The organism is Streptomyces sp. NBC_01296 (assembly GCF_035984415.1).
Taxonomy (GTDB): domain Bacteria; phylum Actinomycetota; class Actinomycetes; order Streptomycetales; family Streptomycetaceae; genus Streptomyces.
The window spans coordinates 8,685,028-8,710,238 of the sequence record NZ_CP130720.1; the positions used below are offsets into that span (position 1 = coordinate 8,685,028).

A 25,211-nucleotide genomic window follows, 5' to 3' on the forward strand; every position below is an offset into this window, starting at 1 on the left:
CGATGTAGTCGCCGACGAAAGCGCCTGAGTTCGCGAATACTGAGCACTCGGCGCCCCGAACCTGGGCGTTCGTCGCGTGTCGGTTGGCGATCATCGCCTGGCCCTAACCGCAGGGCTGGACCTGGGAGACTAGGGATCATGACCGACCATCGACCGCTCTCGCTGCCCGCCTTCTCCGAGCCCGCTCCCGTACCCGCCCAGGCGGGTGGGCGCCGGCTGATGCCGGTCGAGCAGGGCGCCTACTTCCGCCAGCCGCCCGGCGAGACCGAGCCCGAGCCCGCACCCGCCCCGGCCCGACGTCCGCTCGCCCCCGGCGGCCTCACCTTCTCAGACCCGGACCGCCATATCTGAGCGCTACCACCACGGGTTGCGCCACGTCTAGGACCAGCTCACCACCTAGCCCCACCGCCCGGTGTGCCAGCGCCTCCACCTGGACAGTGGTCGTAGCCGGCCCGGCTCCCGCCTCGGATACCGTGTTCCTCTACGGGGTGCCATAACGGATGTGACGCCCCCCACCGGAGGTAGTCAGCGTATGAGTTCAAAGCGCAGCAAGAATCCAGCCCTGCCCGTACTTGACGACGCATTCCGACTCGCGTCGGTCAAGGACGCCGAAGAGTCCACCCGTGACTTGGCCGCGCGGCTGGCCACCACCGAGCTGCGCCGCGTTTCCCACCCGGGCCGGGTCACCTGGGAGCCCACCGATCAGGCCGAGCCCGTACCGGTCCCGCCGACTGTGGTCGACGGTGACGGGGACCTGTGGCTGCGGGACCGGGGCACTGGCACCTGGACCATGCCCGAGTTCAACCCGAAGGAGTTCCCGGCCCGCTGTGGCGAGGTTCTGACGTGGAACCAGCTTGCCCGCGAGTTTGGCCCGCTTACCGCACTGGCCGACGACCGCCGCATCGGCGGCGGCCGGCGCTGACCGCGCAGCCTTCTGGTGTCGCTGGTCGGTGAAACTGGGTCCGTAAAGTTAACGGCTCTGTCTCACATTCGGTGGTGACGGAGGGTGGCTAAGGTCGTTGACCCAGCTCAGCCTCAATGCGTCCCATCGAGCTATCCAACAGCAGACGCCGTACCTCATCCAGCCGTAGTCATCACGGAAGCGCGGTCACAGCCGCTTTCAGGGTTCTGACCGGAGTTCCGTGATGACTACTGCTGTCGCGAGTGTGGGTGCAGACGGTGAGTTCAGAGCAGTAGCCGACGCAGGCCTGCGGCCCGGGCCTCGCGGGCCCGGGCCGCGGGTGCCGTCACGCGTCGGGGTTCTTGCCCTCCGCTGTCTTCCTGATCCGGTCGATCTGAAGCTTCGCGAGTCCTTGCAGGTCGTCCGCTTTCCTCTGGTCGTATCCCTTGAGGTAGACGACGACCCCGCCCACGCGCATCATCACCTCAACGCTGTACTCGCCGCTGACGTCTTCGGAGAACGCATCCGTTTCGTCTGCGCCTGCCGAGACGGTCAGCGGCGCCGGGGGGCTCCCGCCCTGCGACGCCTGCTTGCGCTTGTTGGCCACCAGACCCTTGAACGCCACGCCCGCGTTCTCGGCGGTGTCGAAGGAGTAGACGTGGAACCACACAGGTGCCCCCTTGCCCGTCGATTCCGCGTTTTCCTTGGTCTCGACGGACCGGTGGCCGTAGGCCGTGAGCCCGGCGCAGTTCGTCTGGGTGTCGCCTGCGCACTCCTTCGCCGCTTTCGCCCCCTCTTCCGCCTCGGGCTTGGACGACCAGCCACCACTCACCCAGCCTTCGGGCAGGCGCCCGTTGCTCGGCAGGGCCACCCGCACCTGCTCCGCGGACAGCGTGAGCGGCGCTTTGCTCTCGTGCCCCTCCAGGGAGTCGCCGTTCGCGCGACCGGCCGGCTCGCCTCCGCATGCGGTCAACACCGCCGCCAGCACCACCAGCGTCATCCCCCGTGTCGCCCTCTTCACCGTCAACTCCTCTGAACCTGCAGATCACTTGGAACGGCTACTCAACAACATTGAAGATCGGAACGCCACACCGTTCGAGCCTGGATCCTGGTTCGGCCCCTCGCGGATGGTGCTGCGCAGGAGTGTCCGCAGAGCATCGGGACCGGCCTCTCCCCTCCCGCCCCCAGCTCCTCGTCCTCGGCCGCTTCGACACTGGGGCTGCTGCGCGTGAACGGTGTGGGGATAGGAGAGGGGCACGGCTGCGGTTGGGAGTGGCGGTGTCAGTGCCAGGGGTCAACCCCTCGCCCGCGCAGTCACCCGGGATGCCGAACGCTGTGCTTCTGCTGCGGGGCGCCGGCTGGCCGTGACTATGGTCGGCTCAGTCCGCGTCGACAGGGCGTGCGCGGGCGAGGCCCGGTGATCCAGAGCGCTCTGGCGGCAGTAGCACCGGCCCGCCCAACCACCCAACGGACCAAGGTCCGGCGTACGGGCACGCGGCTCCTCTGGTGCGGGCTACCCCGTTCTGCCGAACCTGGGAGCGGGCCCGCATGGGTACAGCGCCCGGACAGGCGCTCGGTGGCCCCGTACTGGCAGGCCTGCGGTCCTGCACTCACCGCTCCGGCCCGCCGCGCGCGGCAATTGGGGTCTGTGCGGGTGGTTCCGGGGGGTGTGGGGCGGGTCGTGCCGTGGTTGCCGTCCCTTGCCCACGACGACGACGGCCGGGTCGTCAATGGTCAGGCGGCCGGGCGCCGGACGCCAGCGGACGGGTAAGCGAGTGCTGTCAGCCCGGCTGCGTGACGGCGACGTGACGGCGGCCGGTACCCGGCCGACAGCGCCCTGGGGGGAGAAGGCCACCGACGCGGCAGGCGGGCTCCTCGCCAAGCCCCATCTCACCCAACCTGCCCGCGAAGCACGGGGCGAGACGGATCCCATCTTCCGCTCTGGTTTCTCCTCCCTTCGGGCCAATCATGGGCGCGTAGGCACTCGTACGCACTCTGCCTTGACCACCATGAGCGGGGTGAAGCAGCTGGGTGGTGGGCACGAACCTGCTCCAACGTTCGACGAGATCCAGGCCAGGGTCGGAAAGCGCCTGGACGACGTTGCCAAGATCCTCGCCGGTGCCCTGGTCACGGTGGCCGGGGTTATGACCACACTGGGGCTGACGAGTGATGTCGTATTCGTCGCGCTCAACAATGAATCGTGGCCCATCTACGTGGCCTCGCTCTGCGCCATCCTCGCCATCGTGTGCAGCATCCTGGCCCTACTCATCCACCCGACCCGGCGGGGCAACCTGTGGGAGACCGTCGTACTGGTGCTCGGAGTGATCTTCTACATGGTCGCGTTGAGCGTGGCGGTCGTCGGCGCGTCCAAAGCGGCAGGTGGGAACGGGCGACCGACGATCACTGACGTCAGACTCGCAGGGCCGAGGTCCGACATGAGGCTGAGCTTCGACGTGCACGCGGACGGCGTCGACACGTGGGCGAGCATCAACGTATACGCGAACGCCGTGGCCAAGGACGGGGACTCCATCGAATCGCGCGACTTCTACAACAGCACCCTCAGGCCCAACGACAGGGGCGAAATCGAACAGCACATTAGCGTGCCGTTCTCGGCCCCACAGGGCGCATGGGGCATCCAAATCAGCGCAGTCACTGCAGGCGGGGCCGAAGAGTGCGAGTCTCGATCAACGCGCGGTCCTACGTGTGCGGTGATCCAGCTTCCCTGACGACCCCGAAGGTTATGTTCATAGCGGGCCTTGACCCAAGGCCGGGTAGTTAACGGATTTCCTCTGGTGGCAAGGGGTTTTGGCGTCGGGTCGTGACGCGGGAAACGGGGTCGCGTTGATCAGATAGTCCTCCAAGACTGTTGATCGCCGAGGTGCCCCGTTGCCCGTACGTCATTGTGTCGCGCCGCCCGTTCTGACGACGCTCTCCCGCGTGTTCGTTGTGGCCGCGGGCCCCTTCGCGCCCGGCCATCTGGGTGAGCTGACGAAGGTCGTGCCGTTCGAGCTCGTCGACGAGGTCCTGGAGGAGACTGGCTGTGTGGAGCGCCGGGCGTCTCCTGCCCTCGCGGGTCGGGGTCTACTTTCTGCTGGCGATGTGCCTGTTCCCGGAGGTTGGCTACCGGCTGGTCTGGAACAAGCTCACCGCGGCACTGGCGGGCGTCGGTCTGGAGGTCGCGGGGCCGACCGCGAAGGCCCTGCTCGCCGATCGGCTTCATGACCGCTGCGACGGCAAGAGGAAGCGAGGCGGTTCGCCGACGGCCCTGGCTCCACCCGCACGAGTCGACTCCGGCCCCGGATACCCGCACGGCCGAACGTACCCCGCCGCCGCAGACACCAGTGGTGCTGTCCGGGAAAGGGCCGCGATCTGCTTCACGGCCGTGCGTCACCCGTTCGCGCGCAGCCAGGTGCCGGTGAGGAGGGCGGGGAAGAGGCTGGGCGCATGTCCGCCAAGCTGATCATCTACCCGCCCGACGAGCAGGGCTGGCGCCGGGTGCGCTACGACGGTGTCGCCATCGGGGTCGCGCACCGGCCGTCCGACATCCGTGTCTTCCTCGCCGACGCTGGACTGGAGAACGCTGAGGACGTAGACCTCACCGACCCCGACTTCGTGGAATGGCGAGGCGCAGGCCCCGAGGCGTGGAACCCCTCCCCCACCCCTCCCCCTGAAGCACCCTCCACGCCGGCGGAAATGCTCCTCCCTGCCGAGCCGCCGCGAGGGCTAGACGCGGGGCAGCCAGCCGTCGGCGAAGTCGGAGCGCTCCCGTGCGCGCTGCGCCTTCTCCTCGAGGAGCCGGCGGAAGCCTGCCAGGGCGTAGCGTTCCCCGGTGCCCGCTCGGGGCCCGGGGATGCCGGCCACGGTGGCCATGCACTGCTGGGGCTGGGGCTGCCAGCCGGTGACCAGGACCCGTAGGCGCATGCGCTCGGCGCGCCGGTGCAGGTTCAGGAGGTGGAGCAGGCCGTCGACGTCCATGGCCGCAACGGCGTGCAGGTCCACCAGGAGATCCCGCTCGTCCATGGTCACGTGGTCCAGCGCGCGCTGGAGCACCTCTCCCGCACCCTCGTCGAGCTCCCCAGTGGCGCTGATCAGAATCGAGCTGCCGCAGTGCTGGACCTCAACGTTGATCAATGTTCTGCTCCCGTCACCCGAAGGCTCCGGACCCACGGGGCCCCATCCTGGCCCGGTACGGCTTAGGGCCGGTGTGCGGCGCGCTGAGGCGCGCGTAGAGGTCGGTACCGGGGTTGCACCGGGAGGAGGCTGGACCGTTGTCTGGAGGGTTGCCTTCAGCGGGGGACCGTGGGTGTGACCGGAGGTGGGACCTCGCAAATCGGGCATGGTCTGTTCTTGCAGGTCAGACCCGGTGGGCAAGCCCCCTCACGAGGAGGACACCTCTTTCCTCGCGATAGCCGAGGGAAGAGGTCTGGTTCGAGTTGGGGGCCGGCGACGACCCGAGGGGTACATGTACTGACCTGCGCCACGTAGGCGACCCATTGTTGCGCGAGCGCTTGCAGCACGGCGCCGTGCGGCATCCTTCCGGGACCCTCGCCAGGCTGCAGGGCTATCTGGTGACTGCTTGTGGCGTCCGTGTGCTGCTGTGTGTCGGTGGGAATGCAGGGTCGGCAAAACGGTTCACTACAGTGCCGCCCGCCGAGAGGAACCCGCTCATGAGTACCCCCGCACCCCGCCCCTCGGTCGCGACCTGGGCTCCTTCCCAGTCCGGACCGTGCGTGCGCCATCGAACATGCTGCCGATACGGGGTCGGTGGGAATCCGCTTTGCCAGGGGTGCCGGGACCGGCTTGTGGAGCCGCAGCAGAAGCCGACCCGCCCTGGAGCCTGACTCGGCAGGGCCCTCCGGCCGTATCAACGTGCCATGCCTGCCTGGACCGGGGGTGAGGCTGTCGGGTGCCAGGCCCGGAGTAAGCGGTGAGGGAGGTCGTCCCCCGAGTGGTTCTCACCCCCGCCCTTCGAGCCGATGCTCGCCCAGGCCGCCGAGCACGTCCCTGGCTCCGGCGTCCTGGCGAGCGGCTTCGCGGCGGAGCAGAAATTATGGACAGGGTTTTGCTCTGTCCGTTGTCCGTTTCATCAGCTGACGGGATTCCGCCTGGCGTGGGTTCGCTCCGGGGATGAGCGCAGCGTTTCGGGCGGCGAAGGTACCGGCGTCGACGGCACCTTCGTCGCTCAGCCAGTCGACTCGACCACTGAGGTGACCTATGACGGGTCGGCGGTGTCGGCCTGGATGAGGCGGCTCACCGGCCGGGCTCCTCCGAGGTCAGCGCGGCCAGGGTGCCGCTGACGGCGCCGACCACCGCCTCGGTCGTCGCCCGGGTGCACTGGTGGAGTGTCGGTATTCGAGGGTTGCAGCATTTGCCCGCAGGGCGAGCACTCCCACATCCGGCCGGTCACGTCAGCGGTGACAAGCTCTCGCCGCAACGGGCGCTGTCTGCGCGAAGACGCCGGATCAAGAAGAAGGCCGACCTCTTGCGGTGAACCCGCGCCGGCGCTCGCGCCCCGGTGCGGTCCTTCGCCCTCCACCGCTGCGTACGGCTCTTCCGGGCAGCGGCAATCCCGCGCGACAGAAGGCTCACCCAGCCCATCGTGGTTTCACGGCGCCGGTACGGCACCGATCTGCTGCATCACCCCGAGGAGGTCGGGCTGGCCTCGTTCGCCGACGATCCGGCCGTCGGCCAGGTAGTAGAAGTTCATGGCCTGCACCGAGATCTTCTTGCCGCTCGCCGGGACCCCGAAGAATTCACCGTCGTGGGTTCCCCGCATGGTGAACCGCGCGGCCACGGTGTCTCCTTCCGTGACCGTCTCCTCCAGCGTCCACTGGACGTCCGGGAAGGCGCTGCGCATCATCCCGATGACTTCCATGTACCCATCGGGGCCCCGCAGTGGTTCCGGGTGGCTTGGCGCGTGGAACACCGCGCCCGGAGAAATGACCTCGCGAGCGAGGTCCTCGTTGCCCGTGTTGATGAACTCGACGAAGCGGTTCATCACTGACTCGGTGGACTGCGACGGCATCGTGCTGTGCCTCTCCAGAGATGTTTGGGTGGTACCTACGAGCGTAACATCGAATCGATGTTCACATCGTTTCGATGTAGGCGTGCGAAGATGGAGACATGCTGGAACTCGCGATACTCGGCTTCCTCGCCGAGGGACCCCTGCCTGGACACGAGCTGCGCCGCCGCGTCTCCCAGCTGACCGGCTATGCGCGGCCGGTCAGTGACGGCAGCCTGTATCCGGCGCTCAACCGTCTGACGAAGGCGGGCTTGATCGAGCGGCGCGCCAACCCGGCCGCGGGGGCGGCCCGGTACGTGCTCAGCCTGACCGTGGCCGGGCGGGCCGACATGCTTCAGCGCCTGCGCAAGCCCGCCGACCACGAGATCACCGACTTCACTCGGTTCTACACCGTCCTGGCCTTCCTCTCCCACCTGCCCGACGTGGCCGAACAGCACGCGGTTCTGCGCAGACGGCTGGAGTTCCTGGAAGAACCGGTGAGCTTCTTCTACGACAACGAGCGGCCCCTGCGCGCCGAGGAGGTCGCCGACCCCTACCGGCGGGGCATGCTGCTCACCGCCCGCGCCACCAGCCGCGCCGAACGGACCTGGCTGCGCGAGACCCTCGGCGAGGAACCGCCCGTATTCGACACCGGATGCACCGACTGCGATCCGCATGCGCCCGCCGTTCCCGCGAGCTGACTGTCCACGGAGGTACCACCATGCTTGCTTCCTGGTACGACGACCAGGGCCCCGCCACCGATGTCCTGCACGTCGGCGAACTCCCTGATCCCGTTCCCGGCCCCGGCGAGGTCCGCGTCCGTGTCACCGTCTCGGGCGTCAACCCCGGCGACACCAAGAAGCGGCGCGGCTGGCTCGGCTCCTCCATGCCCTTCCCGCGGGTGATCCCGCACAGCGATGCCGCCGGAGTCATCGACGCCGTGGGCGCCCAAGTCGACGCCCGCCGCGTCGGACAGCGGGTCTGGGTATACGGCGCCCAGTCCTACCGCCCCTTCGGCACAGCCGCTCAGTACACCGTCGTACCTGACCACCAGGCCGTACCTCTGCCAGACCATCTGAGTGACGAGCTGGGGGCGAGCCTCGGCATCCCCGGCATCACCGCCCACCGCACCGTCTTCGCCGACGGCCCGGTCGACGGCCGACTGGTCCTGGTCCATGGAGTCCTCGGCGGCGTCGGCTCCCTGGCCGCCCAGCTCGCCCACTGGGCCGGCGCGACTGTGATCGCGACCGTCCGCCGCACCGCGGACCTCGACCGCGTCGACCCGGCCGTCGTCTCCCACGCCGTCGCCCTGGACACCGGCGACCCCGCCGCGGCCATCCGCTCGTACGCACCGCGGGGCGTCGACCGGATCATCGAGGTCGCGCTGTCCGACAACGCCGACCTCGACAACGCCGTCGCCGCCAACAACGCCGTCATCGCCGCCTACGCCACCCGCACGGACCGCACCGAGATCCCCTTCTGGCCGCTGCTGTTCAACAACGTCACCCTGCGACTGCTCGGCAGCGACGACTTCCCGCCCGAAGCCAAGCGCCAGGCCGCCCGCGACCTCACCTCCGCCGCAGCTGTCAGCGCCCTCACCGTCGCCGTCGGCGACCGTTACCCGCTGGATGACATCGCCAAGGCCCACGACCACGTCGACGCCGGCGGTGGCCACGGCCGCATCCTGGTCACCATCCCCCAATAGCGCAGACTCGGAACACCTCCCCCGAGGGCCGATCAGGTGCGGCTGCCCGTCCGGTATCGCCCACTCGTCCAACTGATCGTCGAGACGGGCGAACAGGTCGGCGCACTCCCGCATGAGCGGTGTGGCTTCGCGAGGCCGCCGTACTTCCCGGCGGGTGAAGTGCACCGCCACTTCAAGATCGACATGCTGCCGGACAGTACCCTCGGACAGCTCAACAGCGCATAACAGAAGCTGGACGGGCATCGGGCGCTGCTGTTCACCCCGGCCGGCCCGGGCGGCACGGTGGTGGTGCAGACCCGTCGCGGGGCATTGGTTCAGGACAGGTGGCCGGACTTGGTGGCGGCCGCCGCGGAGCAGCTGCCGCACGGCCTGGTCCTCGATGGCGAGCTGGTCGTCTGGGACGCCGAGGAAGGCCGGTTGTCGTTTCAGGCGTTGCAGCGCCGGGCCGCCGCCCGCGCCCGTGGCGCTGCCGGCCTGGCCGCCCGGTGGCCGGCCTACTTCGTCGCGTTCGACGTCTTGCAGCTCGACGGCGAGGAACTGCTACGACGGCCTTACAGGGACCGCAGGACTCAACTGGAGAAGTTGTTCACCGATCGCGCCCTGACAGCCCCGTGGACGCTGTGCCCGATGACGACGGACCTGGCCAAGGCCCGGGAGTGGCTGGAGACCTGGACCGACGTGTCCGGGGTGGAGGGCCTGGTCATTAAGCCTCTGACCAGCCGATATCTGGCCGGGTACCGGGGATGGACCAAGATCAGAAGACGGGACACAACAGAGGCGATCATCGGCGCCGTCACCGGCACCCTGACCCGCCCCGGGCTCCTCGTCCTCGGCCGCCTCGAGCAGGCGGGCCGGCTGCGAGCGGTCGGCCGGACCGTACCGCTGCGCCCGGACACATCCCGCCAGGTCGGCGAGCACCTCGCCGCGGCCGGCCCCGGTCACCCTTTTGAGGGGGTGCGGTTCGCCTCGGCTTGGGGGAGCCGTGACGTCCTGGACGTGGTGCCCGTCCGTCCGGACCTGGTGGCGGAGGTCAGCGCGGACCGGGCGGTTGACCTGGGAGTTTTCCGTCACCCGCTGAGGTTCCAGCGAATCCGCCTGGACGTGACCGCCGGCGATGTCCCGCCCTTCGGTCAGGGGTCGGCTGCGGCGGCTGGCTGACCGGCCCGGCGCGCGCCGGCGAACGGGCCTCTTGGGGGTCGGCACCAGTCGGTGCCGGCCCTGCTTCGTGTCCCCCGCAGGGGTGAATCCGGCCCTCGCGTACGCGTAGGCGGCTTATGCGGTGTGCTCCCAACTCGCCCTGAAATCAGAGCTATTGACAGCAAACAGGATCTTTCGGCATGTTTCCGGCGCGGCCCGATGGTCGGGCTGCTGGTTGTGCGATCGGAGTGCGGTTCATGGCGCGTTCGGTACGGGAGCTCTACGACAAGAGCCAGGCCGCGGGCCGGCTGCGGGTGCCGTTGGCGGCCTGGCGGTGGGCGGCCGGCTCGGGCCTGGTCCCGCCGGCGGACGCCGGCCGCAGGGTGTGGTCCCGGGCGGTGGTGGAGGCCGCCGACCTGGAGCAGGTGCGCGCGGCGCTGCGGGGCCCGATCGGGGCCGGGGTGGCCGCGGACCGGCTGACGGAGGCCCTTGGGGTGCCGCTCCCGATCCTCCGGCCGAGGGTGACCGCGGCGGCGGTCGGCCACCTCGTGAAGGCCGGTCTCCTGGTCTACCTCGGCGGGGGCACGCAGTTCCCCGACGTCCACCCGGACCAGGTGGCCGCGCTCACCCGCCGCCGGGACCTGCCCGCCCTGGGCTTCACCGTCGAAGGCTTCGGGAACTATTCGTCCACGGGAATGAGGCGCGTGCCGTAGTCGATCACCGTGCCATGGTTCTTGGCCTGCTGTCGTTCTGCCGGTGTGACGCACAGGGTGTCGCCCTTGAACTTCTCACGCCAGACGTAGCCGGGCATGCACGTGCTCGGCCCGTACGCTCCGCCACCGGGCTGCCGGTGGGGATTCTGGTCGTGAACCCTCTGTCGTGCCGTCGGCGTGACGCACAGGGTGTCGCCATCGAAACTGTCACGCCAGACGTAGCCGGGCATGCACGTGTCCGGCCCGTAGGCTCCGCCACCGGGCTGTCGGTGGGGGTTACTGCCGTCGGACGGGAGACTCGTGACAGAGGTCTGGGTCTGGGGCGCGATCGCCGCAGTGGCCGGCAGCGCGATGCCGCCGGTGATGAAAGCGGCTGAGGCGAAGACCATCATGGAGCGCGAGATCCGGCGCTTTGACTGAGTGGCGGTCGGGCTGGGGCGGTGATACGACATGAGTGCTCCTTGCGGATAGAGGCCGCCGGAAAACGGTCGGGCAAGCTGCGCCCGAGCGACCGGCGCCTGGTTGATACGGGGCCACTGGAAGGCCGCCGTTCTCCTGGCTGGTCTCGCTGTCTTTGCGGCGTGACCACACTTCAAGTAGGCGCGTTGGTGGTAGCCACCGTCATGCCCCTGAAGAACGTGTCTTGACGGGAGGGCGCAAATCTGAGCGGCTCGGTGCCAGCCCCGGACATCCCTGGGAGGGCGTCACGTTCGCCGCGACGTGATCGTGCCTTGTGCAGTTCCCGGGCCGCTTCCTCTGATGCGCAGTGGACCGCTTTCTACGAACACCTTGCCGTTGACGGCGTGCTCCGGCAGGCGGCCCGCTGGCTTGGCTGGCGGGTCTGCGGGGCGCCGCTTCGTCAGCAAGGCCGGCGGGTGGGGTGGTCCGGCACGGGTGCCGTAGGCAGCTGTGGGGGAGGGGTACCGTTGTCGTTGTTCGATGCGGTCGACCGGATCCCGGTTGCGGAGGAGCATCGGGAGGGCTACGTGCGCACCCTGTACAAGCATTGGAACAGGGGCCTGATCGCCTCCGACGGATGCGATACCCGCAAAGAAGTCATCTTGTCCGAGGCGCTTGAGGCGCCCGTGGTTGCGGCGGGCTGCAAGCTGACGGGCGGGGTGTGGCGCAGTGCGTACGACGACGTGGTCGTCACGGACGCCGCCCGCCTCGACGTGGACCACTTCGTCCCGTTGGCAGAAGTTTTCGATTCGGAGCGGACGCCGTGGAGTGCGGCGCGGCGTGAGGCGTACGCGAACGACCAGAACAGCCCGGACACCCTCATCGCGGTCTCCGCAGCCTCGAACAGGAGCAAGTCGGACAAGGATCCGGCGGAGTGGCTGCCGACGGACGGCTTGTAACACTGCACCTATGCCGCGACCTGGGTGGGTACAAAGCTGCGCTGGGATCTGGCTGTGGACGAGGTCGAGAGCCAGGCGCTCCTCGGCCTCGCGGAGGACTGCCCGGACACCTCCGTCGTCTACGAGCCCGCTGCCTGACCCGATTCAGTCCAGCCATCCCATCGCGCTGGGGCTGTTCACCGATTCGGCTTTCCTCAACGTCCCGGGCCGGGTGCGCAGCTCCAGGCCGGTGGTGCTGGCCGGGATCTGCCGGGGTCGCCGGCCTGACCGGTGCGGTGGGCCTGTCCGGGGGCTGTGACGAATACCGGCCGGACGCCTCATTGACCGAGGCTGCGGCGGTGCTTTCATGCTGGTGTTGGGGGCAGTACGAGCAGGTGGTCGTTGAGGGTTTCGGTGGTGAACCCTGCGGTATGGAGTGCGGCGTCCAGGGCGAGACCGGTGGCGTGGTGCAGCCCGGCCAGCCCCGTACCGCCCTCGCCCGGCATTTGCTCACCACTGATCCGGGCGTGCAACTCGTCGATCTCTTCGGGCAGCCAGCCCACCATCACGCCCCGGGCATGGCGGACCAGATGCACACCCTCCCCGCCCCCGCTGCCAGGGTCGAACCCCGCTTCGATGAGAGCGGTGCGCACCGCGTCCAGGAGGTCCGTCTCGTGATCATCCACAGGCGCACTGTAGAGGGCCTGCCAGGGCGTGAGGGGTGTCCGTGGCGCTCCCCGGGTCCGTGGCGGGACCCGGCCGGGGTGGCTTCAACCGGCCGGGTCCCGCGGATGTGGACCCTCTCGTCGCCCTGCCACCCTGACATGTACGAACCCCGACTGCGCACCGGGCAGGGGGAAGAGTGGGCCGGGCGGGTGACACGCTCACACCTGCGGCTGCGCGGGGGCGCGGCCCGGCATCCGGCGACCCGAGGATGGGGCCACCCGTTTTACCGCTCGTCGAATGGAGCCACTCATGCTGGAGCGCAGGCCGCGCAAGGACGGTACCGAGGTCACGTTCGTTCTGCCGCGGGAGGATCCGCCGGGGCCGGTGAGCGTGGTGGGGGACTTCAACGACTGGCAGCCCGGCGTCCACACGCTCCAGCCGCGCAAGGACGGCAAGCGGGCGGTCACGGTCGCCCTGCCCGGCGCAACGACCCAGTCCTTCCGCTACCTGGCGGCGGGCGACTACTGGTTCAACGACGAGAGCACCGACCACGACGGCCCCAACAGCCGCCTGCACACCTGACCCCATCCGCCGCGGGCAAGCGTGGCTCTGTTCACGAGAACCGGCTCTGGCTCAAGTTCTGTGGAGTGTCACTCCCCGTGGCGCAGGGCCCTTGACGGCCGGTCGGCTGAGAGTCGTTCTCATGACTGGCTGTGTCCGTCGAGGCGTTCCGTGGGGCCGGCGAAGGAGAGGAAGAGTGTCCGCGTGGTGAGCAGCCAGGTGTCGTCCACCTTGCGGAAGGTGTCTTCGTAGTGCCCCACCTGAACCGGGGGCTGCGGTGGTACGAGGCCCTCGCTGTAGCCGTCGACACGGTACGTGGTGAAGTAGGTGGTGGCGGCGGCGGTGTCCGCAGAGGTCACGGTAACCAGGATGTTGGTGCATATGCGGCGTGACAGTCGGTCTGCGGGCCGGTTGCCGAAGTAGGTGCGTAGGGCGTCGTGACCCGCAATGCGGCGGTCGTCGGCGGGCCATTCCCAGGTGCCGTCCTGTGTGAAGAGGTCCGCCACCGAGCCCGGGTCCCCGAGGTCGAGCCGGTGGACGAACTCGACGATGAGCCGCTCACAAGCCCGCTCTGCGAGCAGGCGCTCCATCAGGTCAAGAGTTTCAGCATTCATGATCAACTCATATCAGGTTGCCCCTGGCTGAGGCAGCCGTCCCCGAGCTGGGCCCCGGTTGCGGGCGCATGCTCTCCAGAGCCGTGCCCGTCTGTGGCCGCCCCCTACCTGCCGATCCGTGACTCAATGTGGCCAGTTCACAGAACCGATGCTGTGGGTGATCTTCGACATGAGCGCCGTCGCGTTCCAGTAGACGCTGATCGCGCGGCGTCCCGACAGCCAGGGTGCTGGCCGAGGCCGGCACGTGAGAGCACGTTCATTGGCTACGAGTTCGGCATATCGCGCGGGGCCGCAACAGTGCGGCAGCAACGAGTCTCGACAAAATCACCAACAGCATCCAGAACCTGAGCCAGAAGCCGTTCTCGTGGACAGAGCCACAAGGGCTCGCGACGTGGTGTGTCGGGAGGGCCGCCGGGGCGGGCGTCGTCCTACGGTGCGCTCATGCCCGACAAGCTCCCGGCCCGTACCCGGTCCGCTGTGCTGGCCCGGCTGCGCACGGGTGAGGCCGTCCAGGCGGCGGCGGAAGAACTGGGGGTGCCGGTCCGGGAGGTGTTCCGCGCGGCACGCACCGATGCGGGACTGGCACTCGCGCTGGCCGGCGTGGACCCGGACAGTGTCGAGGCGGTGGGCATCGTCGGCCGCGCGGACTACCTGCGGCTCCTGGCCCTGGGCGCTTCAGCCAGCCTGGCTTCCCAAATCCTGTTCGACGGCGGCGGGCAGGCCAACACCTGGCGCAGCGATCAGCCGGCGTTCGCCGCCGCGTGCGACGCGGTGACCGATGCGACCGTGAAGCGGGCGGAGCGCCGGCCCTCTCGCTTCACGCCGGAGCGCCGCCGCCAGTTCCTCGAGCATCTGCGTGCCGGGATGGCGACGACGAAGGCCGCGGCGGAGGTCGGCATCACGAACGCGGCGGTCTACCAGCGCCGCCGCCGCGATCCCGGGTTCGCCGCGGCCATGGACCGGGCCACCGCCACCCGCAGCACCCCGGAACCCGTCGGCGCCGCCACTGACGCCCAGTGGACCGCCTTCTACGAGCATCTCGCCGTCCATGGGGTGCTCCGGCAGGCGGCCCTCGCGGCGGGCCTCCGGCCCGAGACGGTCTATGACCGGCGCAGATCAGACACCGACTTCGCGAAGCAGACCGACCACCTGCGCCTTCGCGACGAGCCGACGCCGTAGACGAACACGGTCTGGTGCCGGGGGAGGATCAGGCGAGGCGTGAGCCGATCCGGAACCGCATCTTGCCTGCGGCCCGGCGGATGTCCTCGCTCTGGTCGGTGTCATCGAGGAGTTTGGGGAGCACCATCAACGCCCGTGCTTCGTCTTCGCTGATGAGTTTCAGGCTGGGTTCGGTGACGCCGTCGAGGAGGGTGTCCAAGCGGGTCTAGCGTCTCGTCCATGGCGGGGACAACGCTGCACAGTCCCGGACGTCACCTCGGGCGGCACCCCGGGCAGACTGCCGAGACCGGCTTGCGGCCGAGGATTACGCCGTCGCTGCGGGCGCGGCGCGCTCTCCGGTCACTCGAGCACGCCGAGGGCGACGTCGGGCCGGCACTGCGGGCAGGCGGGCGCACCTCGGCCAGCGCCCGGCGTGCCTCGTCCATGCCCAGGGCCGTGCAGCGCTTTCGTGCGTCCCAGCAGTCCCCGGCGTGGACGCGGACCGGCAGCCGCCCGCTCCGATGCTCCGCTCGATCAGCCAGGCGGGCGGCTCGGGCAGCGGCTGCCGCTGTGCGGCGAGGGCCTCGCGCTCTTCCGCCGTGTTCAGTACCCGCTGGGCGCGGCCGAGCTCGCCGCGCAGGTAGGTCACCACGGTGCGCAGGCGCGGCAGGTCAGGCGGGAGCTCGGACACCGCTCAGCCCCCGGGCAGCCTCGGCCTCACCGGCTCGCCCAAGGCGACGGGCCTCGCCGGCAACCCCTGTAACCGAGGCCTTCTCCGGTTTCCGCGGGGTATTTTGGGTGCATCCCGGGGGCTCCGCCGCGCCGGTCGCTCAGCGGCCGAAGGCTCTTCGGTACGCACCGGGCGTCGTGCCCAGCATGGTCCGGAAGCGGCGCCGCAGGTTGACGGCGGAGGACAGGCCGACCCGGATCGCAATGGCTTCGACTGGCAGCTCCGTCTGCTCCAGCAGAACCCGGGCGACGCCAAGGCGCTGGGTGAGCAGCCACTTGCCGGGGCTGTGCCCGAGCTGTTCGGCGAATCGCCGGGCGAGCGTGCGGCTCGACACTCCCGCCTGCTCGGAGAGGCGGCTCACGGTCAGCTCGGTGTCGAGCCGGGACAGGGCCCACTCCAGCAGTGGCGCGAGTGACTCGTCGGTCCTGCTGGCTACAGGCTGGGTGGCGTACTGGAGCTGGCCACCCTCCCGGTGCGGGGGCAGCACCATGCTCCGGGCGACCTGGGCCGCGTAGGCGGCGCCGTGGTCGCGGCGTACCAGGTGCAGGGCCAGGTCGATGCCCGCTCCGGACCCGGCGCTGGTGGCCACGTCGCCATGGTCGACGTACAGCACGTCCGCGTCGACCTCCACCCGCGGAAACGCGGCAGCGAACTGCTCCGCCCGCCGCCAGTGCGTTGTCGCCCGGCGCCCGTCCAGCAACCCGGCCTGCGCCAGCACGAATGCCCCCGTGCAGATGGATACCACCCGCGCCCCGCGCCGGTGCGCCGCGCACAGGGCGCTCAGGACGTGCGGTGACACGGCCGCCCCCGTCGGCTGCCAGCCCGGAACGACGATGGTGTCCGCGTCCGTCAGTGCGTCCAGCCCTGCCTCGACGTACATTGCGGGCCCCGTCGTGGCCGGGAGTGACCCGGGATGCTCGGCGCAGACCGTGAAGTCGTAGTGCACCGGCAGATCCGGCCGCACGGATCCGAACACCTCAGCGGCACAGGCGAGTTCAAACGGTGACTGCGGCGCGTTCAGCAGCGCGACCACATGATGACGGCTCATGGCAGGAAAATACCTGATGATGTCTTTCCAGACTCTCGGCCCGGGTACCCGCTCCGCGCGATCGTGGGCGCATGAGCGAAACAACGCCTACAGGCCCGTTGAAGAACACCGTCCACATCGACGACATCGAGCCGGGAGAAGTCGCCCCCGGCATCGTCCGGCGCAGGCTCCCGGCGACCGAGTTCGCCAGCGGCTGGCTGATCGACTTCGCCCCGGGCACCCAGTGGCCCGATGTCGACGTCCACGACAGCGAGGAGCGGTACTACGTCCTGAGCGGCGAGGTGATCGAGGGAGAGGAACGCCATGGCCCGGGCACCTACGTGGTGTTCGCCCCGGGCAGCCGCCACCGCCCCCGCACGGAGACAGGCGCACGGATGCTGGGGGTTACGGTGCGGGCACACTGATCGCAGCTCGTCGTCCTTGGCCTTCACGACACCATGGGCCGGCTGGTCGGGCGTCGGTTCGATGTGCAGGTCGGCTGTGAGGTGGTTGACCAGCATGTATCCCCAGCCGCCGGTTCCGTCGGTGTGAGGGTGTCGGGGCTGGGGCGGGTGGGGACTGGTGTCAGTGACACGAATGTCGATGGAGTCGCTGCGCAGGGCCAGATGAAGGGTGCAGGGCCCGCTGGTGTGGCGGATGGCGTTGCTGACCAGCTCGCTCACCACCAGCAGTACCAGGTCTGAGGCGGCCGGTTCAGCGGGCCATCGGGTCCGGGCGGCCTGGTCGAGGAAGGTGCGGGTTGCTTCCCGGGCCGAAGCTGTGGCTTGGCTGACAGGGGGCAAGTCTTGATCCAGTACAGGTGAGGCCATGGCTTCTCCTCTCCCGAGGCGTTCTGCGTGTGTAGTGCGCCTGCCCCCGTCCCGGCGTACAGAAGCACCCGGCCGGTGAGGAACGGAAACATCTGCGGCTGCGACGGCCCCGCCCACCGGGAGGCGGCGGAGTCGGTACACGCCGCCCGTCATCATCGCTCTAACGCGCTCGCCGCCCCTGGACACGCCCCCCGATCCAGTGAACGCCAGGCCTGCTGGCAGGCGTGAGGCAGCCGAGGGCCCTGTCCTCCGCCGGACAAGCCAGCTCCAGCACGTACGGCACCCGCCCAGCGACCGTCGCGAGGCGGGTGCGGTGTGGGTGCAAGCTCAGGCGGGGGTGATGTTCTCTGCCTGGGGGCCCTTCTGGCCCTGGGTGACGTCGAAGTTCACCTTCTGGCCTTCCTGGAGCTCACGGAAGCCTGAGCTGGCGATGTTGGAGTAGTGAGCGAAGACGTCGGGGCCGCCGCCGTCCTGCTCGATGAAGCCGAAGCCCTTTTCCGCGTTGAACCACTTGACGGTTCCGCTGGCCATTTTGCCCTCCAAGGGGACTGGGAGTCGGTTCCCGCACCGTGCGGGAACCGGAGGTGATCGCCTTGGTCCTCAGAGACTCTGAACAGCAGAAACGCCCGTCCGCACGCTCACGGGCGACCGGTACTTCGGAACCATGACAGCTGGCCCTGACGGTACACCCGTAGTGCGACCCGGATCGCGGGAACGCTCAGGCGAGGAGGAGCCTGAGTTCCCCCGTTCAGCAGTGCGACGTGCCGGCCAGGGAGCGCGCTCGCCCGGCGAGCCCTGCATGTGCTCCGGCGCCGCACGCCGGAACTGTCTCAGTGGACGGCCCGGAAGCCACGAGCGGCCGTCGAGTGAGGGGTGGTGCGTGGCGGCATGACGCGGAGGTCGCGGCTGTGCCCCGGTGGCAGACGTATCGCCCGGCATCGTCTACAGTTCCGTAGACGAAAGGGCAGCCTTACCTAACCCGAGGTCTGCCGCGGCTTTGCCGTCCCGCCATGCCTGGGAGTGCCCATGTCTTCATCCGCCCGCTCGGCGCTCCTCGCGGCCGCCTGTCTCGCGATAGTCACCGCCACCGCCACGGGGTGTGCCCAGAAGAGCAACGGCGGCTCGGCCGGCGCCCTTCAGGTGACCGCGTCCGACAGTGCCTGCGAGGTCTCCAAGACCGATTTCCCGGCGGGCAAGGTGACCATCCAGGTGGAGAACAAGGGATCCAAGGTCACGGAGCTGTACGTGCTCTTCCCCGATGACCGCATCGTCGCCGAGCGCGAGAACATCGGCCCGGGTACCAAGGCCACCATCACCGCCGAGATAAAGGCGGGCGACTACGAGTTCGCCTGCAAGCCCGGCATGAAGGGCGACGGCATCCGCATCAAGGTCAAGGCCACCGGCAGTGGCGGCGAGAAGCGCAGCCCCGAACTGGACGCTGCTGTCTCGGCCTACCGCAGCTACGTGCTCGCGCAGGCCGAGGAGTCCCTGCCCGCGGTCAAGACGTTCACCGATGCCGTCCGCGCCGGTGACGTGGAAGCCGCGAAGCAGGCGTTCGCCTCCTCGCGGCGTGGCTGGGAGCGCACCGAGCCGGTCGCCGAGTCCTTCGGTGACATCGACCCGAAGACCGACGTCCGCGAGGACGGCTTGGAGCCCGGTCAGAACTGGACCGGCTGGCACCGGCTCGAGAAGTCCCTGTGGGCCGACAACAAGATCGGCGACGAGGAGAAGGCCCTCGCCTCGCAGCTGGACACCGACATCGCGGAGTGGCACAAGCGCGTCGGCACGGCGGAGATCACGCCCACCTCAATGGCCAACGGCGCCAAGGAACTGCTGGACGAGGTCTCCCGCAACAAGGTGGAAGACCGGTACAGCCACACCGACCTGGCTGACTTCAAGGCTAACGTCGAGGGCGCCGAGAAGGTCTACGAGCTCCTGAAGCCCGTCACCGTGAAGAACGACCCGGAGCTGGCCAAGACCCTGGACGCCCGGTTCACCGCGATCAACGCACTGTTGGACAAGTACCGGGCGGACAAGACCGGTTACGACTTCACTGCGTACGACAAGGTCACCGAGGAGCAGCGCAAGGAGCTCTCGGACGGCGTCAACGCGCTCGCCGAACCGCTCTCCAAGCTCGCGGCGGCAGTCGCCAAGTAGCCCGGGCACAGCAAGCAGACAGAAGCAGGCAGGGGAGCAGTGATGTCCGAAGCGGATCCGGAGTCCGTCCAGAGCGGGAGCGTCGCGAACGCGGACATGTCCGGCAGCGGCACCTCGAGGCGGGCGCTGCTGGCCTGGGGCGGGGCCGGGCTTGCGCTCGGTGCCGCCGCGGCCGGGGGCACCGTGGCGGTCCTGCGCCGGAACGACGAACCCGCAGCCCCCGGCACCCTGGGGATGGCGGTGCCGTTCCACGGCGAGCACCAGGCCGGTATCGCCACCCCGGTCCAGGATCGCCTGCACTTCGCGGCCTTCGACGTGAAGACGAAGGACCGCGGCGAGCTCGTCCAGCTCCTCAAGGACTGGACCGAGGCGGCCCGGCTGATGACGGCCGGCCACCCGGTCGGCGAGGGCGGCTACGGCGGCGTCCCGGAGGCCCCGCCGGACGACACCGGCGAGGCCCTGGGGTTGAAGGCCTCCCGGCTCACCCTGACCATCGGTTTCGGACCGGGGCTGTTTGCCGGAGATCGCTTCGGGCTCGACGGACGCCGCCCCGCCGCCCTCATGGACTTGGAGCAGTTCCCCGGCGACAACCTCGACGCGTCCCGCTCCGGCGGCGACCTTTGTGTCCAGGCCTGCGCCGACGACCCCCAGGTCGCGGTGCACGCGATCCGCCAGCTCGCCCGCATCGGCTTCGGCAAGGTCGCGGTGCGCTGGTCGCAGCTCGGCTTCGGCAAGACCTCCTCGACCACCCCGGACGAGCAGACCCCGCGCAACATGATGGGCTTCAAGGACGGCACCCGGAACATCTCCGGCACCGACACCGCCGCCCTGGACAAGCACGTGTGGGTCGGCGCGGGCGACGGCAGCGACTGGCTGACCGGTGGCTCGTACCTGGTGGCGCGTCGCATCCGGATGCACATAGAGACCTGGGACCGGACCTCCCTGCAGGAGCAGGAGGACGTCTTCGGCCGCGACAAGGGCGAGGGTGCGCCCGTCGGCAAGTCCAAGGAGCGCGACGAGCCGTTCCTGAAGGCGATGAAGCCGCAGGCGCACGTACGCCTCGCGCACCCGGACTCCAACGACGGCGCGACGATCCTGCGCCGCGGCTACTCCTTCACCGACGGTACGGACGGCCTCGGCCGGCTCGACGCGGGGCTGTTCTTCCTCGCCTACATGCGGGACGTCCGCAAGGGCTTCGTGCCGATCCAGCGGCAGCTCGCCAAGAACGATGCGCTCAACGAATACATCCAGCACGTGGGTTCGGCCGTCTTCGCCGTCCCGCCGGGCGTCCGCGACAAGGACGACTGGTGGGGCCGGACCCTGTTCACGTGACCACCGGAAGGAACCCCACGCCGTGTTCGGCAACTACCTGATCGGACTCCGCGAAGGGCTGGAAGCCAGCCTCGTCGTCTGCATCCTCATCGCCTACCTGGTCAAGACCGACCACAGGGACAGACTTGCGCCCGTCTGGCTCGGCATCGGCCTGGCCGTGACCCTCTCCCTGGGGTTCGGCGCCGCCCTCCAGTTCGGTTCCTCCACCCTTACCTTCCAGGCCCAGGAACTGCTCGGCGGTACCCTGTCCATCGTCTCGGTCGGCCTGGTGACGTGGATGGTCTTCTGGATGAAGCGCACTGCCCGGAACCTGAAATCGGAGCTTCAGGGCCAGCTCGATGCGGCGCTCGCCGTGGGCAGCGGCGCGTTGGTCTTCACCGCCTTCATGGCCGTCGGCCGGGAAGGACTGGAGACCTCGCTGTTCATCTGGACGGCCGTCCAAGCCACAGGTGACGGCGTTCGGCCCCTGGTCGGTGCGGTGCTCGGTCTGCTGACCTCGATGGTGCTGGGCTGGCTGTTCTACCGGGGCGCGCTGAAGATCAACCTGGCGAAGTTCTTCACCTGGACCGGTGCCATGCTGGTCGTCGTCGCCGCAGGAGTCCTCGCGTACGGCTTCCACGACCTCCAGGAAGGCGACTTCCTGCCCGGCCTGCACACCCTCGCCTTCGACATCAGCACGACCATCCCATCGGACAGCTGGTACGGGACCCTGCTCAAGGGAGTGTTCAACTTCCAGCCCAACCCGACCGCCCTCCAGGTCACCGTGTGGTGCCTCTACCTCGTTCCGGTGATGGCCCTCTTCCTCGCACCTGCGCGCAGTACCACCCCCGCCGCCGGCGTGGAGGCAAAGACGGCGAAGACCGGCTGACTTCCGGCGTCCCCACAGAACAGAGGCCCGCATGAGCCGACACGTCCTGGTCGTCGAGGATGACCACCGGCTGCGCAACGTCCTGCTGCGCGGCCTGCGTGAGGAGGGTTTCGAGACCACCCAGGCGCAGGACGGCGCAGCGGCACTGCGACTGGCCGTGGCCGGCGTCGACGCCGTGGTCCTGGACATCGGCCTGCCCGACGCGGACGGCCGCGACGTGTGCCAGGCGCTGCGCGCCAACGGGTTCGACCGCCCGGTGATTTTCCTGACCGCCCGTCATCACCTCACAGATCGGCTCAGCGGGTTCTCTGCGGGAGGCGATGACTATCTCGCCAAACCCTTCCACATCGCCGAACTGGCCGCCCGACTGCGGGCCGCCGTCAAACGCAGCCGCCCGGCCGCCCCTGTCTCCGAGGGAGAGATGGTGCTGGACGCCGTCCGCCACGCCTGCACCGTACGAGGCGTCCCCCTGAGCCTGACCCCGACCGAATTCCGGATCCTGGCCGCCCTGCTCGCCGCCGCGGGGGACCTGGTTCCCCGGCGGGATCTGGTGCGCGCCGGCTGGCCGGAAGGCGCCCAGGTCAGCGACAACACCCTCGACCAGTACCTGACCCGGCTCCGCCGCAAACTTCGGGAGGCGGGCAGCATCCTCACCCTGGGCACCTCCCGCGGCGTAGGGCACCGGCTGTCATGAGACTGCTCAGAGCCGGAGCGCGGCCGACGACCCTGCGCGGACGGCTCTCCCTGCTCGCGGTCGCGACCGCGGCGTTCGTCATGGCGGTGTTCACCATCGTCTTCAACGCGTTCGTGCAGCAGCACCTGGCCCGGCAGGCGGACGACCAGCTGCGGGCCCGAGCCTCCGCCATCGCCGCCACCGTCGACACCAGCGGTCCCGTGCTGCGCGTCCTGGAGACCCCGCAGGAGGACCTCCTCGACACCAACGCCTGGATCTACCAAGGGACTAGCCTGGTCGAGCAGCCCCCGGCCGCCCGGGCGGACAGCCCCGCCACCCGCGCGGCCGCCCGTCTTGCAGCGCAGGGCGGCGCCCAGTGCACCACCACCTCGCACGACGCGGCGGACATCCGGCTCTGTGCCCGGCCAGTGCCCTCCCCAGACGGCCGTGAGAGGGCCGCGACCGTGGTCACCGCGCTCGACCTCACTCCGTACCGCGCATCGGGCGACACCCTGCTGATGGCATCCCTGGCACTGGATGCCGTCATGCTCCTCTGCACGTACGCGGTCACCCGACTCGCCATCGGCCGGGCCCTGCGACCCGTCCGTACGATGACCGACCAGGCCGCCCAATGGAGTGCGACCGCCTCCGAAGAACGCTTCAGCGGTGTGCCCCGGCCCGCCGAACTCGCCAGGCTGGGCGCCTCGCTGGATGCCTTCCTCGACCGGATCCGGGCAGCCCTGCGCCACGAACAGCAGCTCACCAGCGAGTTGTCGCACGAACTGCGCAACCCGCTGGCCACGATCGTCGCCGAACTCGACTGGTGGCAGGCTCGCCCCCGCAGCGAGAACGAGACGGTCACCGTGCAACGGGCCATCGGCGATGCGGCCCGGACCATGCGGACCATCTGCGACACCCTCCTCGCCGAAGCTCGCGAGGACGCCGGCAGGTCGCCTGGCACCACCGCCGTGCTTCCCGTCCTGAATGCCCTGGCCGACCGCACGGACCCAGACATCGTCTCGGTCCGTGTCGTGATCGCCGACGAGGGTGGGGAGCTGACCGCGGGAGTGCCCGCTGCCGTCCTGGACCGGATCGTCAGCCCCTTGCTGGACAACGCGCTGCGCTACGCGGCGACGGCGGTCGACCTCCGCGCGTTCCGGGAGCCGGGGTGTGTCCGCATCGAAGTGGGTGACGATGGCCCCGGCGTTCCGGAATGCTTCCGTGCCCACCTGTTCCAGCCCGGTCGCCGGGCGGATCCGGGCGACGGCCACGATGGGGCGGGCCTTGGGCTGCCGCTTGCCCGGCGCCTGGCGCGCTCCGCGGGCGGGGAGGCGGAACTCGGGGAACAGGGCGGCGGGGGAGCGGTGTTCGTGGTCAGGCTGCCGGCCGGCTGAAGGCCTCCCGGTCGACGGCGTTCTTGCGGGTGAATGGAATGAAGACGACCAGCACGGTGATACCCACCACGGCGATCGCCACTGGAAACCTGAACACATCCTGAGCGCGCCGACCGACATGCCTTGAGCACTGCGGCGCAGTCACAACCGGACTCCTAGACTCCCCCCGATTGCGCCCGTGCGGTCCCAGCTCCTGCCATGAACGGCGGCCACGCTCATGTCTCCTGCCACGAAGCCCTCCGCCTCACGCGGTCTCGCCGGCCGACTGAGGGAACGCTTGGGCTGGGCCGTCGCCGCCGCCTACCTCGCCGCTGCCGTCTGCCCTGCTCCCGGCATGTGGCTGCGCAGGCCCCGCGAACTCCATGCAGGGAACGTGGCAGTGAGTCTGGAACTCGCACCGGCGCTGCTGGCCCTCGTACTGTTCTGCGCGGGGCTCCAGGTGCCACCGCAGACCCTCGTCCGGGCGGTCCGTCGCCCCGCGACCCTGCTGGCGGGACTTGCGGCGCACCTCCTGGCCCCGCTGCTGATCATCCCGGCCCTGGCGGCGATGCTGTCCTGGACGCCCGACACCGACGGGGGCGCAGGGATGACCACCGCGATGATCTTCCTCACGGCGATGCCCGTGGCAGCGGGGGCGACCGTCTGGACCGCGCGGGCTGACGGCGACCAGCCCACCATGCTCGGCCTCGTCCTGGCCTCCACCTTCCTCAGCCCGCTCACCCTGCCCCTGACCCTCGGAGCAGTGGCGCCGCTCGTAGGTGGCGACCATCCGGGAACGCCGGCCGGTGCGGCGCGCGCGGTAGGGCAGGGCTTCGCCCTCACCGGTGTGCTGCTGCCGTGCGCTGCCGGGCTGCTGTGCCACATCGCCCTGCCCGCCGAGGCCCTGGCAGGCTTGCGGCGCACCGCGGCGCCCACCGCGGTCCTCGCCTCGCTGGCCCTGACGTACCTCAACGCAGCAGGTGCCCTGGGCCGGTTCCTGGCCCATCCCGCAGCCCTGCTGTCGATCGCGGCAGTGGCCGTGGCCGTCTTCGTGTGCACGCTGTCGTTCTCGTTCGGCCGCGTCGCAGGGTCCCTGCTGCGACTGGACACACGGGCACGAGCCTGTGTGACGCTGGCTTGCGGTATGAGCAACAGCAGCGCGGGCGCGGTCCTCATCGGTGCGGTGCTGCCCGATCGGCCCCACGTCCTGCTGCCTGTGTTGGTGTACGGCCTGCTGCAGAAGCTGGCCGCTCAGCGCGCCGTACGCCCGCCCCGATGGAGGGCCCGGACGGTATGGCGGGACTGGCCCGGACACTGGGCCCGGTGCCGGCAGCCGACTGTCTCGAACTCGCCGGACTTACATCGCTGCTGACCCCGCAGTTCTGGTCGGCGCGCTACCGGACCTGACCCTACGGGTCGGCGATCGTC

Annotated in this window: 27 protein-coding genes and 2 pseudogenes; 18 read left to right on the forward strand and 11 right to left on the reverse strand. The window is 69.6% G+C overall.

Going from position 1 to position 25,211, the window contains the following annotated elements:
* Window positions 1-138 precede the first annotated feature (138 nt).
* Together OG299_RS39590 and OG299_RS39595 are read left to right on the forward strand one after the other, a co-directional pair.
* Window positions 139-351: a hypothetical protein gene (locus OG299_RS39590; protein ID WP_327364300.1), complete on the forward strand. Its 213-nt coding sequence runs from the start codon at window positions 139-141 to the stop codon at window positions 349-351.
* A 181-nt stretch (window positions 352-532) separates the two neighbouring features.
* Window positions 533-922 carry a hypothetical protein gene (locus OG299_RS39595; RefSeq protein ID WP_079403197.1) on the forward strand — a complete coding sequence of 130 codons (390 nt, stop codon included), beginning with the start codon at window positions 533-535 and terminating at the stop codon, window positions 920-922.
* Between the two features lie 325 nt (window positions 923-1,247).
* Here the strand turns inward: OG299_RS39595 and OG299_RS39600 are convergent, their stop codons facing one another.
* Window positions 1,248-1,901 (reverse strand): hypothetical protein, encoded by a 654-nt coding sequence (locus OG299_RS39600; protein ID WP_327364301.1) that lies wholly within the window; start codon window positions 1,899-1,901, stop codon window positions 1,248-1,250.
* Window positions 1,902-2,901: 1,000 nt separating this feature from the next.
* Between OG299_RS39600 and OG299_RS39605 the strand changes: the two genes are divergently transcribed.
* Window positions 2,902-3,627 carry a hypothetical protein gene (locus OG299_RS39605; protein WP_327364302.1) on the forward strand — a complete coding sequence of 242 codons (726 nt, stop codon included), beginning with the start codon at window positions 2,902-2,904 and terminating at the stop codon, window positions 3,625-3,627.
* 220 nt (window positions 3,628-3,847) lie between these two features.
* Window positions 3,848-4,361 (forward strand): annotated as a pseudogene (locus OG299_RS42950) (transposase domain-containing protein).
* 263 nt (window positions 4,362-4,624) lie between these two features.
* Here the strand turns inward: OG299_RS42950 and OG299_RS39615 are convergent.
* Together OG299_RS39615 and OG299_RS39620 are read right to left on the reverse strand one after the other, a co-directional pair.
* Complete coding sequence (locus tag OG299_RS39615) at window positions 4,625-5,032, reverse strand: STAS domain-containing protein (protein ID WP_327364303.1); 408 nt, start codon at window positions 5,030-5,032, stop codon at window positions 4,625-4,627.
* A gap of 1,474 nt (window positions 5,033-6,506) precedes the next feature.
* Window positions 6,507-6,899, reverse strand: coding sequence for an ester cyclase (locus OG299_RS39620; protein ID WP_327364304.1), 393 nt, complete (start codon window positions 6,897-6,899; stop codon window positions 6,507-6,509).
* Window positions 6,900-7,024: 125 nt separating this feature from the next.
* Between OG299_RS39620 and OG299_RS39625 the strand changes: the two genes are divergently transcribed.
* The 4 genes from OG299_RS39625 (at window position 7,025) to OG299_RS39640 (ending at window position 10,457) form a co-directional block, all read left to right on the forward strand.
* Complete coding sequence (locus OG299_RS39625) at window positions 7,025-7,603, forward strand: PadR family transcriptional regulator (RefSeq protein ID WP_327364305.1); 579 nt, start codon at window positions 7,025-7,027, stop codon at window positions 7,601-7,603.
* A 20-nt stretch (window positions 7,604-7,623) separates the two neighbouring features.
* Window positions 7,624-8,607, forward strand: coding sequence for an NADPH:quinone reductase (locus OG299_RS39630; protein WP_327364306.1), 984 nt, complete (start codon window positions 7,624-7,626; stop codon window positions 8,605-8,607).
* A gap of 231 nt (window positions 8,608-8,838) precedes the next feature.
* Window positions 8,839-9,765: an ATP-dependent DNA ligase gene (locus tag OG299_RS39635; RefSeq protein ID WP_327364683.1), complete on the forward strand. Its 927-nt coding sequence runs from the start codon at window positions 8,839-8,841 to the stop codon at window positions 9,763-9,765.
* A gap of 236 nt (window positions 9,766-10,001) precedes the next feature.
* Window positions 10,002-10,457, forward strand: a complete 456-nt coding sequence (locus OG299_RS39640; RefSeq protein WP_327364307.1) for a hypothetical protein — start codon at window positions 10,002-10,004, stop codon at window positions 10,455-10,457.
* Here the strand turns inward: OG299_RS39640 and OG299_RS39645 are convergent.
* Window positions 10,424-10,909 carry a hypothetical protein gene (locus OG299_RS39645; RefSeq protein ID WP_327364308.1) on the reverse strand — a complete coding sequence of 162 codons (486 nt, stop codon included), beginning with the start codon at window positions 10,907-10,909 and terminating at the stop codon, window positions 10,424-10,426. The two genes, OG299_RS39640 and OG299_RS39645, sit on opposite strands and share 34 nt — an antisense overlap.
* A gap of 609 nt (window positions 10,910-11,518) precedes the next feature.
* On the opposite strand from OG299_RS39645, the gene OG299_RS39650 reads away from it, so the two are divergent.
* Window positions 11,519-11,815 carry a hypothetical protein gene (locus tag OG299_RS39650; protein ID WP_327364309.1) on the forward strand — a complete coding sequence of 99 codons (297 nt, stop codon included), beginning with the start codon at window positions 11,519-11,521 and terminating at the stop codon, window positions 11,813-11,815.
* A gap of 344 nt (window positions 11,816-12,159) precedes the next feature.
* Here OG299_RS39650 and OG299_RS39655 read toward each other — a convergent pair whose 3' ends face one another.
* Window positions 12,160-12,480, reverse strand: a complete 321-nt coding sequence (locus OG299_RS39655; protein WP_327364310.1) for a hypothetical protein — start codon at window positions 12,478-12,480, stop codon at window positions 12,160-12,162.
* A gap of 289 nt (window positions 12,481-12,769) precedes the next feature.
* On the opposite strand from OG299_RS39655, the gene OG299_RS39660 reads away from it, so the two are divergent.
* Window positions 12,770-13,042: an early set domain-containing protein gene (locus tag OG299_RS39660; protein ID WP_327364311.1), complete on the forward strand. Its 273-nt coding sequence runs from the start codon at window positions 12,770-12,772 to the stop codon at window positions 13,040-13,042.
* 119 nt (window positions 13,043-13,161) lie between these two features.
* Here OG299_RS39660 and OG299_RS39665 read toward each other — a convergent pair whose 3' ends face one another.
* A complete protein-coding gene (locus OG299_RS39665) occupies window positions 13,162-13,635 on the reverse strand; it encodes a nuclear transport factor 2 family protein (protein WP_327364312.1) in 474 nt (157 codons plus the stop codon).
* A gap of 441 nt (window positions 13,636-14,076) precedes the next feature.
* Here OG299_RS39665 and OG299_RS39670 point away from each other — a divergent pair, with 441 nt between their 5' ends.
* Window positions 14,077-14,814, forward strand: coding sequence for a hypothetical protein (locus OG299_RS39670; protein WP_327364313.1), 738 nt, complete (start codon window positions 14,077-14,079; stop codon window positions 14,812-14,814).
* 28 nt (window positions 14,815-14,842) lie between these two features.
* On the opposite strand, the gene OG299_RS39675 is transcribed toward OG299_RS39670, so the two are convergent.
* The 3 genes from OG299_RS39675 to OG299_RS39685 form a co-directional block, all read right to left on the reverse strand.
* Window positions 14,843-15,013 (reverse strand): hypothetical protein, encoded by a 171-nt coding sequence (locus tag OG299_RS39675; protein WP_327364314.1) that lies wholly within the window; start codon window positions 15,011-15,013, stop codon window positions 14,843-14,845.
* 52 nt (window positions 15,014-15,065) lie between these two features.
* Window positions 15,066-15,335 carry a DUF6233 domain-containing protein gene (locus OG299_RS39680; RefSeq protein WP_327364684.1) on the reverse strand — a complete coding sequence of 90 codons (270 nt, stop codon included), beginning with the start codon at window positions 15,333-15,335 and terminating at the stop codon, window positions 15,066-15,068.
* A gap of 288 nt (window positions 15,336-15,623) precedes the next feature.
* Entirely contained in the window at window positions 15,624-16,571 is a 948-nt protein-coding gene (locus tag OG299_RS39685; protein ID WP_327364315.1) for a helix-turn-helix domain-containing protein, read from the reverse strand.
* A gap of 71 nt (window positions 16,572-16,642) precedes the next feature.
* Here OG299_RS39685 and OG299_RS39690 point away from each other — a divergent pair, with 71 nt between their 5' ends.
* Window positions 16,643-16,975: a cupin domain-containing protein gene (locus OG299_RS39690; protein WP_327364316.1), complete on the forward strand. Its 333-nt coding sequence runs from the start codon at window positions 16,643-16,645 to the stop codon at window positions 16,973-16,975.
* A 63-nt stretch (window positions 16,976-17,038) separates the two neighbouring features.
* Here the strand turns inward: OG299_RS39690 and OG299_RS39695 are convergent.
* A pseudogene (locus OG299_RS39695) lies at window positions 17,039-17,536 on the reverse strand (ATP-binding protein); the annotation flags it as partial.
* 171 nt (window positions 17,537-17,707) lie between these two features.
* On the reverse strand, window positions 17,708-17,911 hold the full coding sequence (locus tag OG299_RS39700) for a cold-shock protein (protein ID WP_327364317.1): 204 nt from the start codon (window positions 17,909-17,911) through the stop codon (window positions 17,708-17,710).
* Between the two features lie 495 nt (window positions 17,912-18,406).
* Here OG299_RS39700 and efeO point away from each other — a divergent pair, with 495 nt between their 5' ends.
* From efeO to OG299_RS39730, 6 genes are all read left to right on the forward strand, one after another.
* Window positions 18,407-19,537, forward strand: a complete 1,131-nt coding sequence (gene efeO / locus OG299_RS39705) for an iron uptake system protein EfeO (RefSeq protein ID WP_327364318.1) — start codon at window positions 18,407-18,409, stop codon at window positions 19,535-19,537.
* A 96-nt stretch (window positions 19,538-19,633) separates the two neighbouring features.
* Window positions 19,634-20,869, forward strand: a complete 1,236-nt coding sequence (gene efeB / locus OG299_RS39710) for an iron uptake transporter deferrochelatase/peroxidase subunit (RefSeq protein ID WP_327364685.1) — start codon at window positions 19,634-19,636, stop codon at window positions 20,867-20,869.
* Window positions 20,870-20,891: 22 nt separating this feature from the next.
* Complete coding sequence (efeU, locus tag OG299_RS39715) at window positions 20,892-21,737, forward strand: iron uptake transporter permease EfeU (protein ID WP_327364319.1); 846 nt, start codon at window positions 20,892-20,894, stop codon at window positions 21,735-21,737.
* A gap of 31 nt (window positions 21,738-21,768) precedes the next feature.
* Window positions 21,769-22,431 carry a response regulator transcription factor gene (locus OG299_RS39720; protein ID WP_327364320.1) on the forward strand — a complete coding sequence of 221 codons (663 nt, stop codon included), beginning with the start codon at window positions 21,769-21,771 and terminating at the stop codon, window positions 22,429-22,431.
* The gene (locus tag OG299_RS39725) at window positions 22,428-23,804 is read left to right on the forward strand and encodes a sensor histidine kinase (protein WP_327364321.1); all 1,377 of its coding nucleotides are present in this window, start codon (window positions 22,428-22,430) and stop codon (window positions 23,802-23,804) included. The genes OG299_RS39720 and OG299_RS39725 overlap by 4 nt, the downstream gene beginning before the upstream one ends.
* A 217-nt stretch (window positions 23,805-24,021) precedes the next feature.
* Entirely contained in the window at window positions 24,022-25,155 is a 1,134-nt protein-coding gene (locus OG299_RS39730; RefSeq protein ID WP_327364322.1) for a sodium-dependent transporter, read from the forward strand.
* Window positions 25,156-25,211 lie beyond the last annotated feature (56 nt).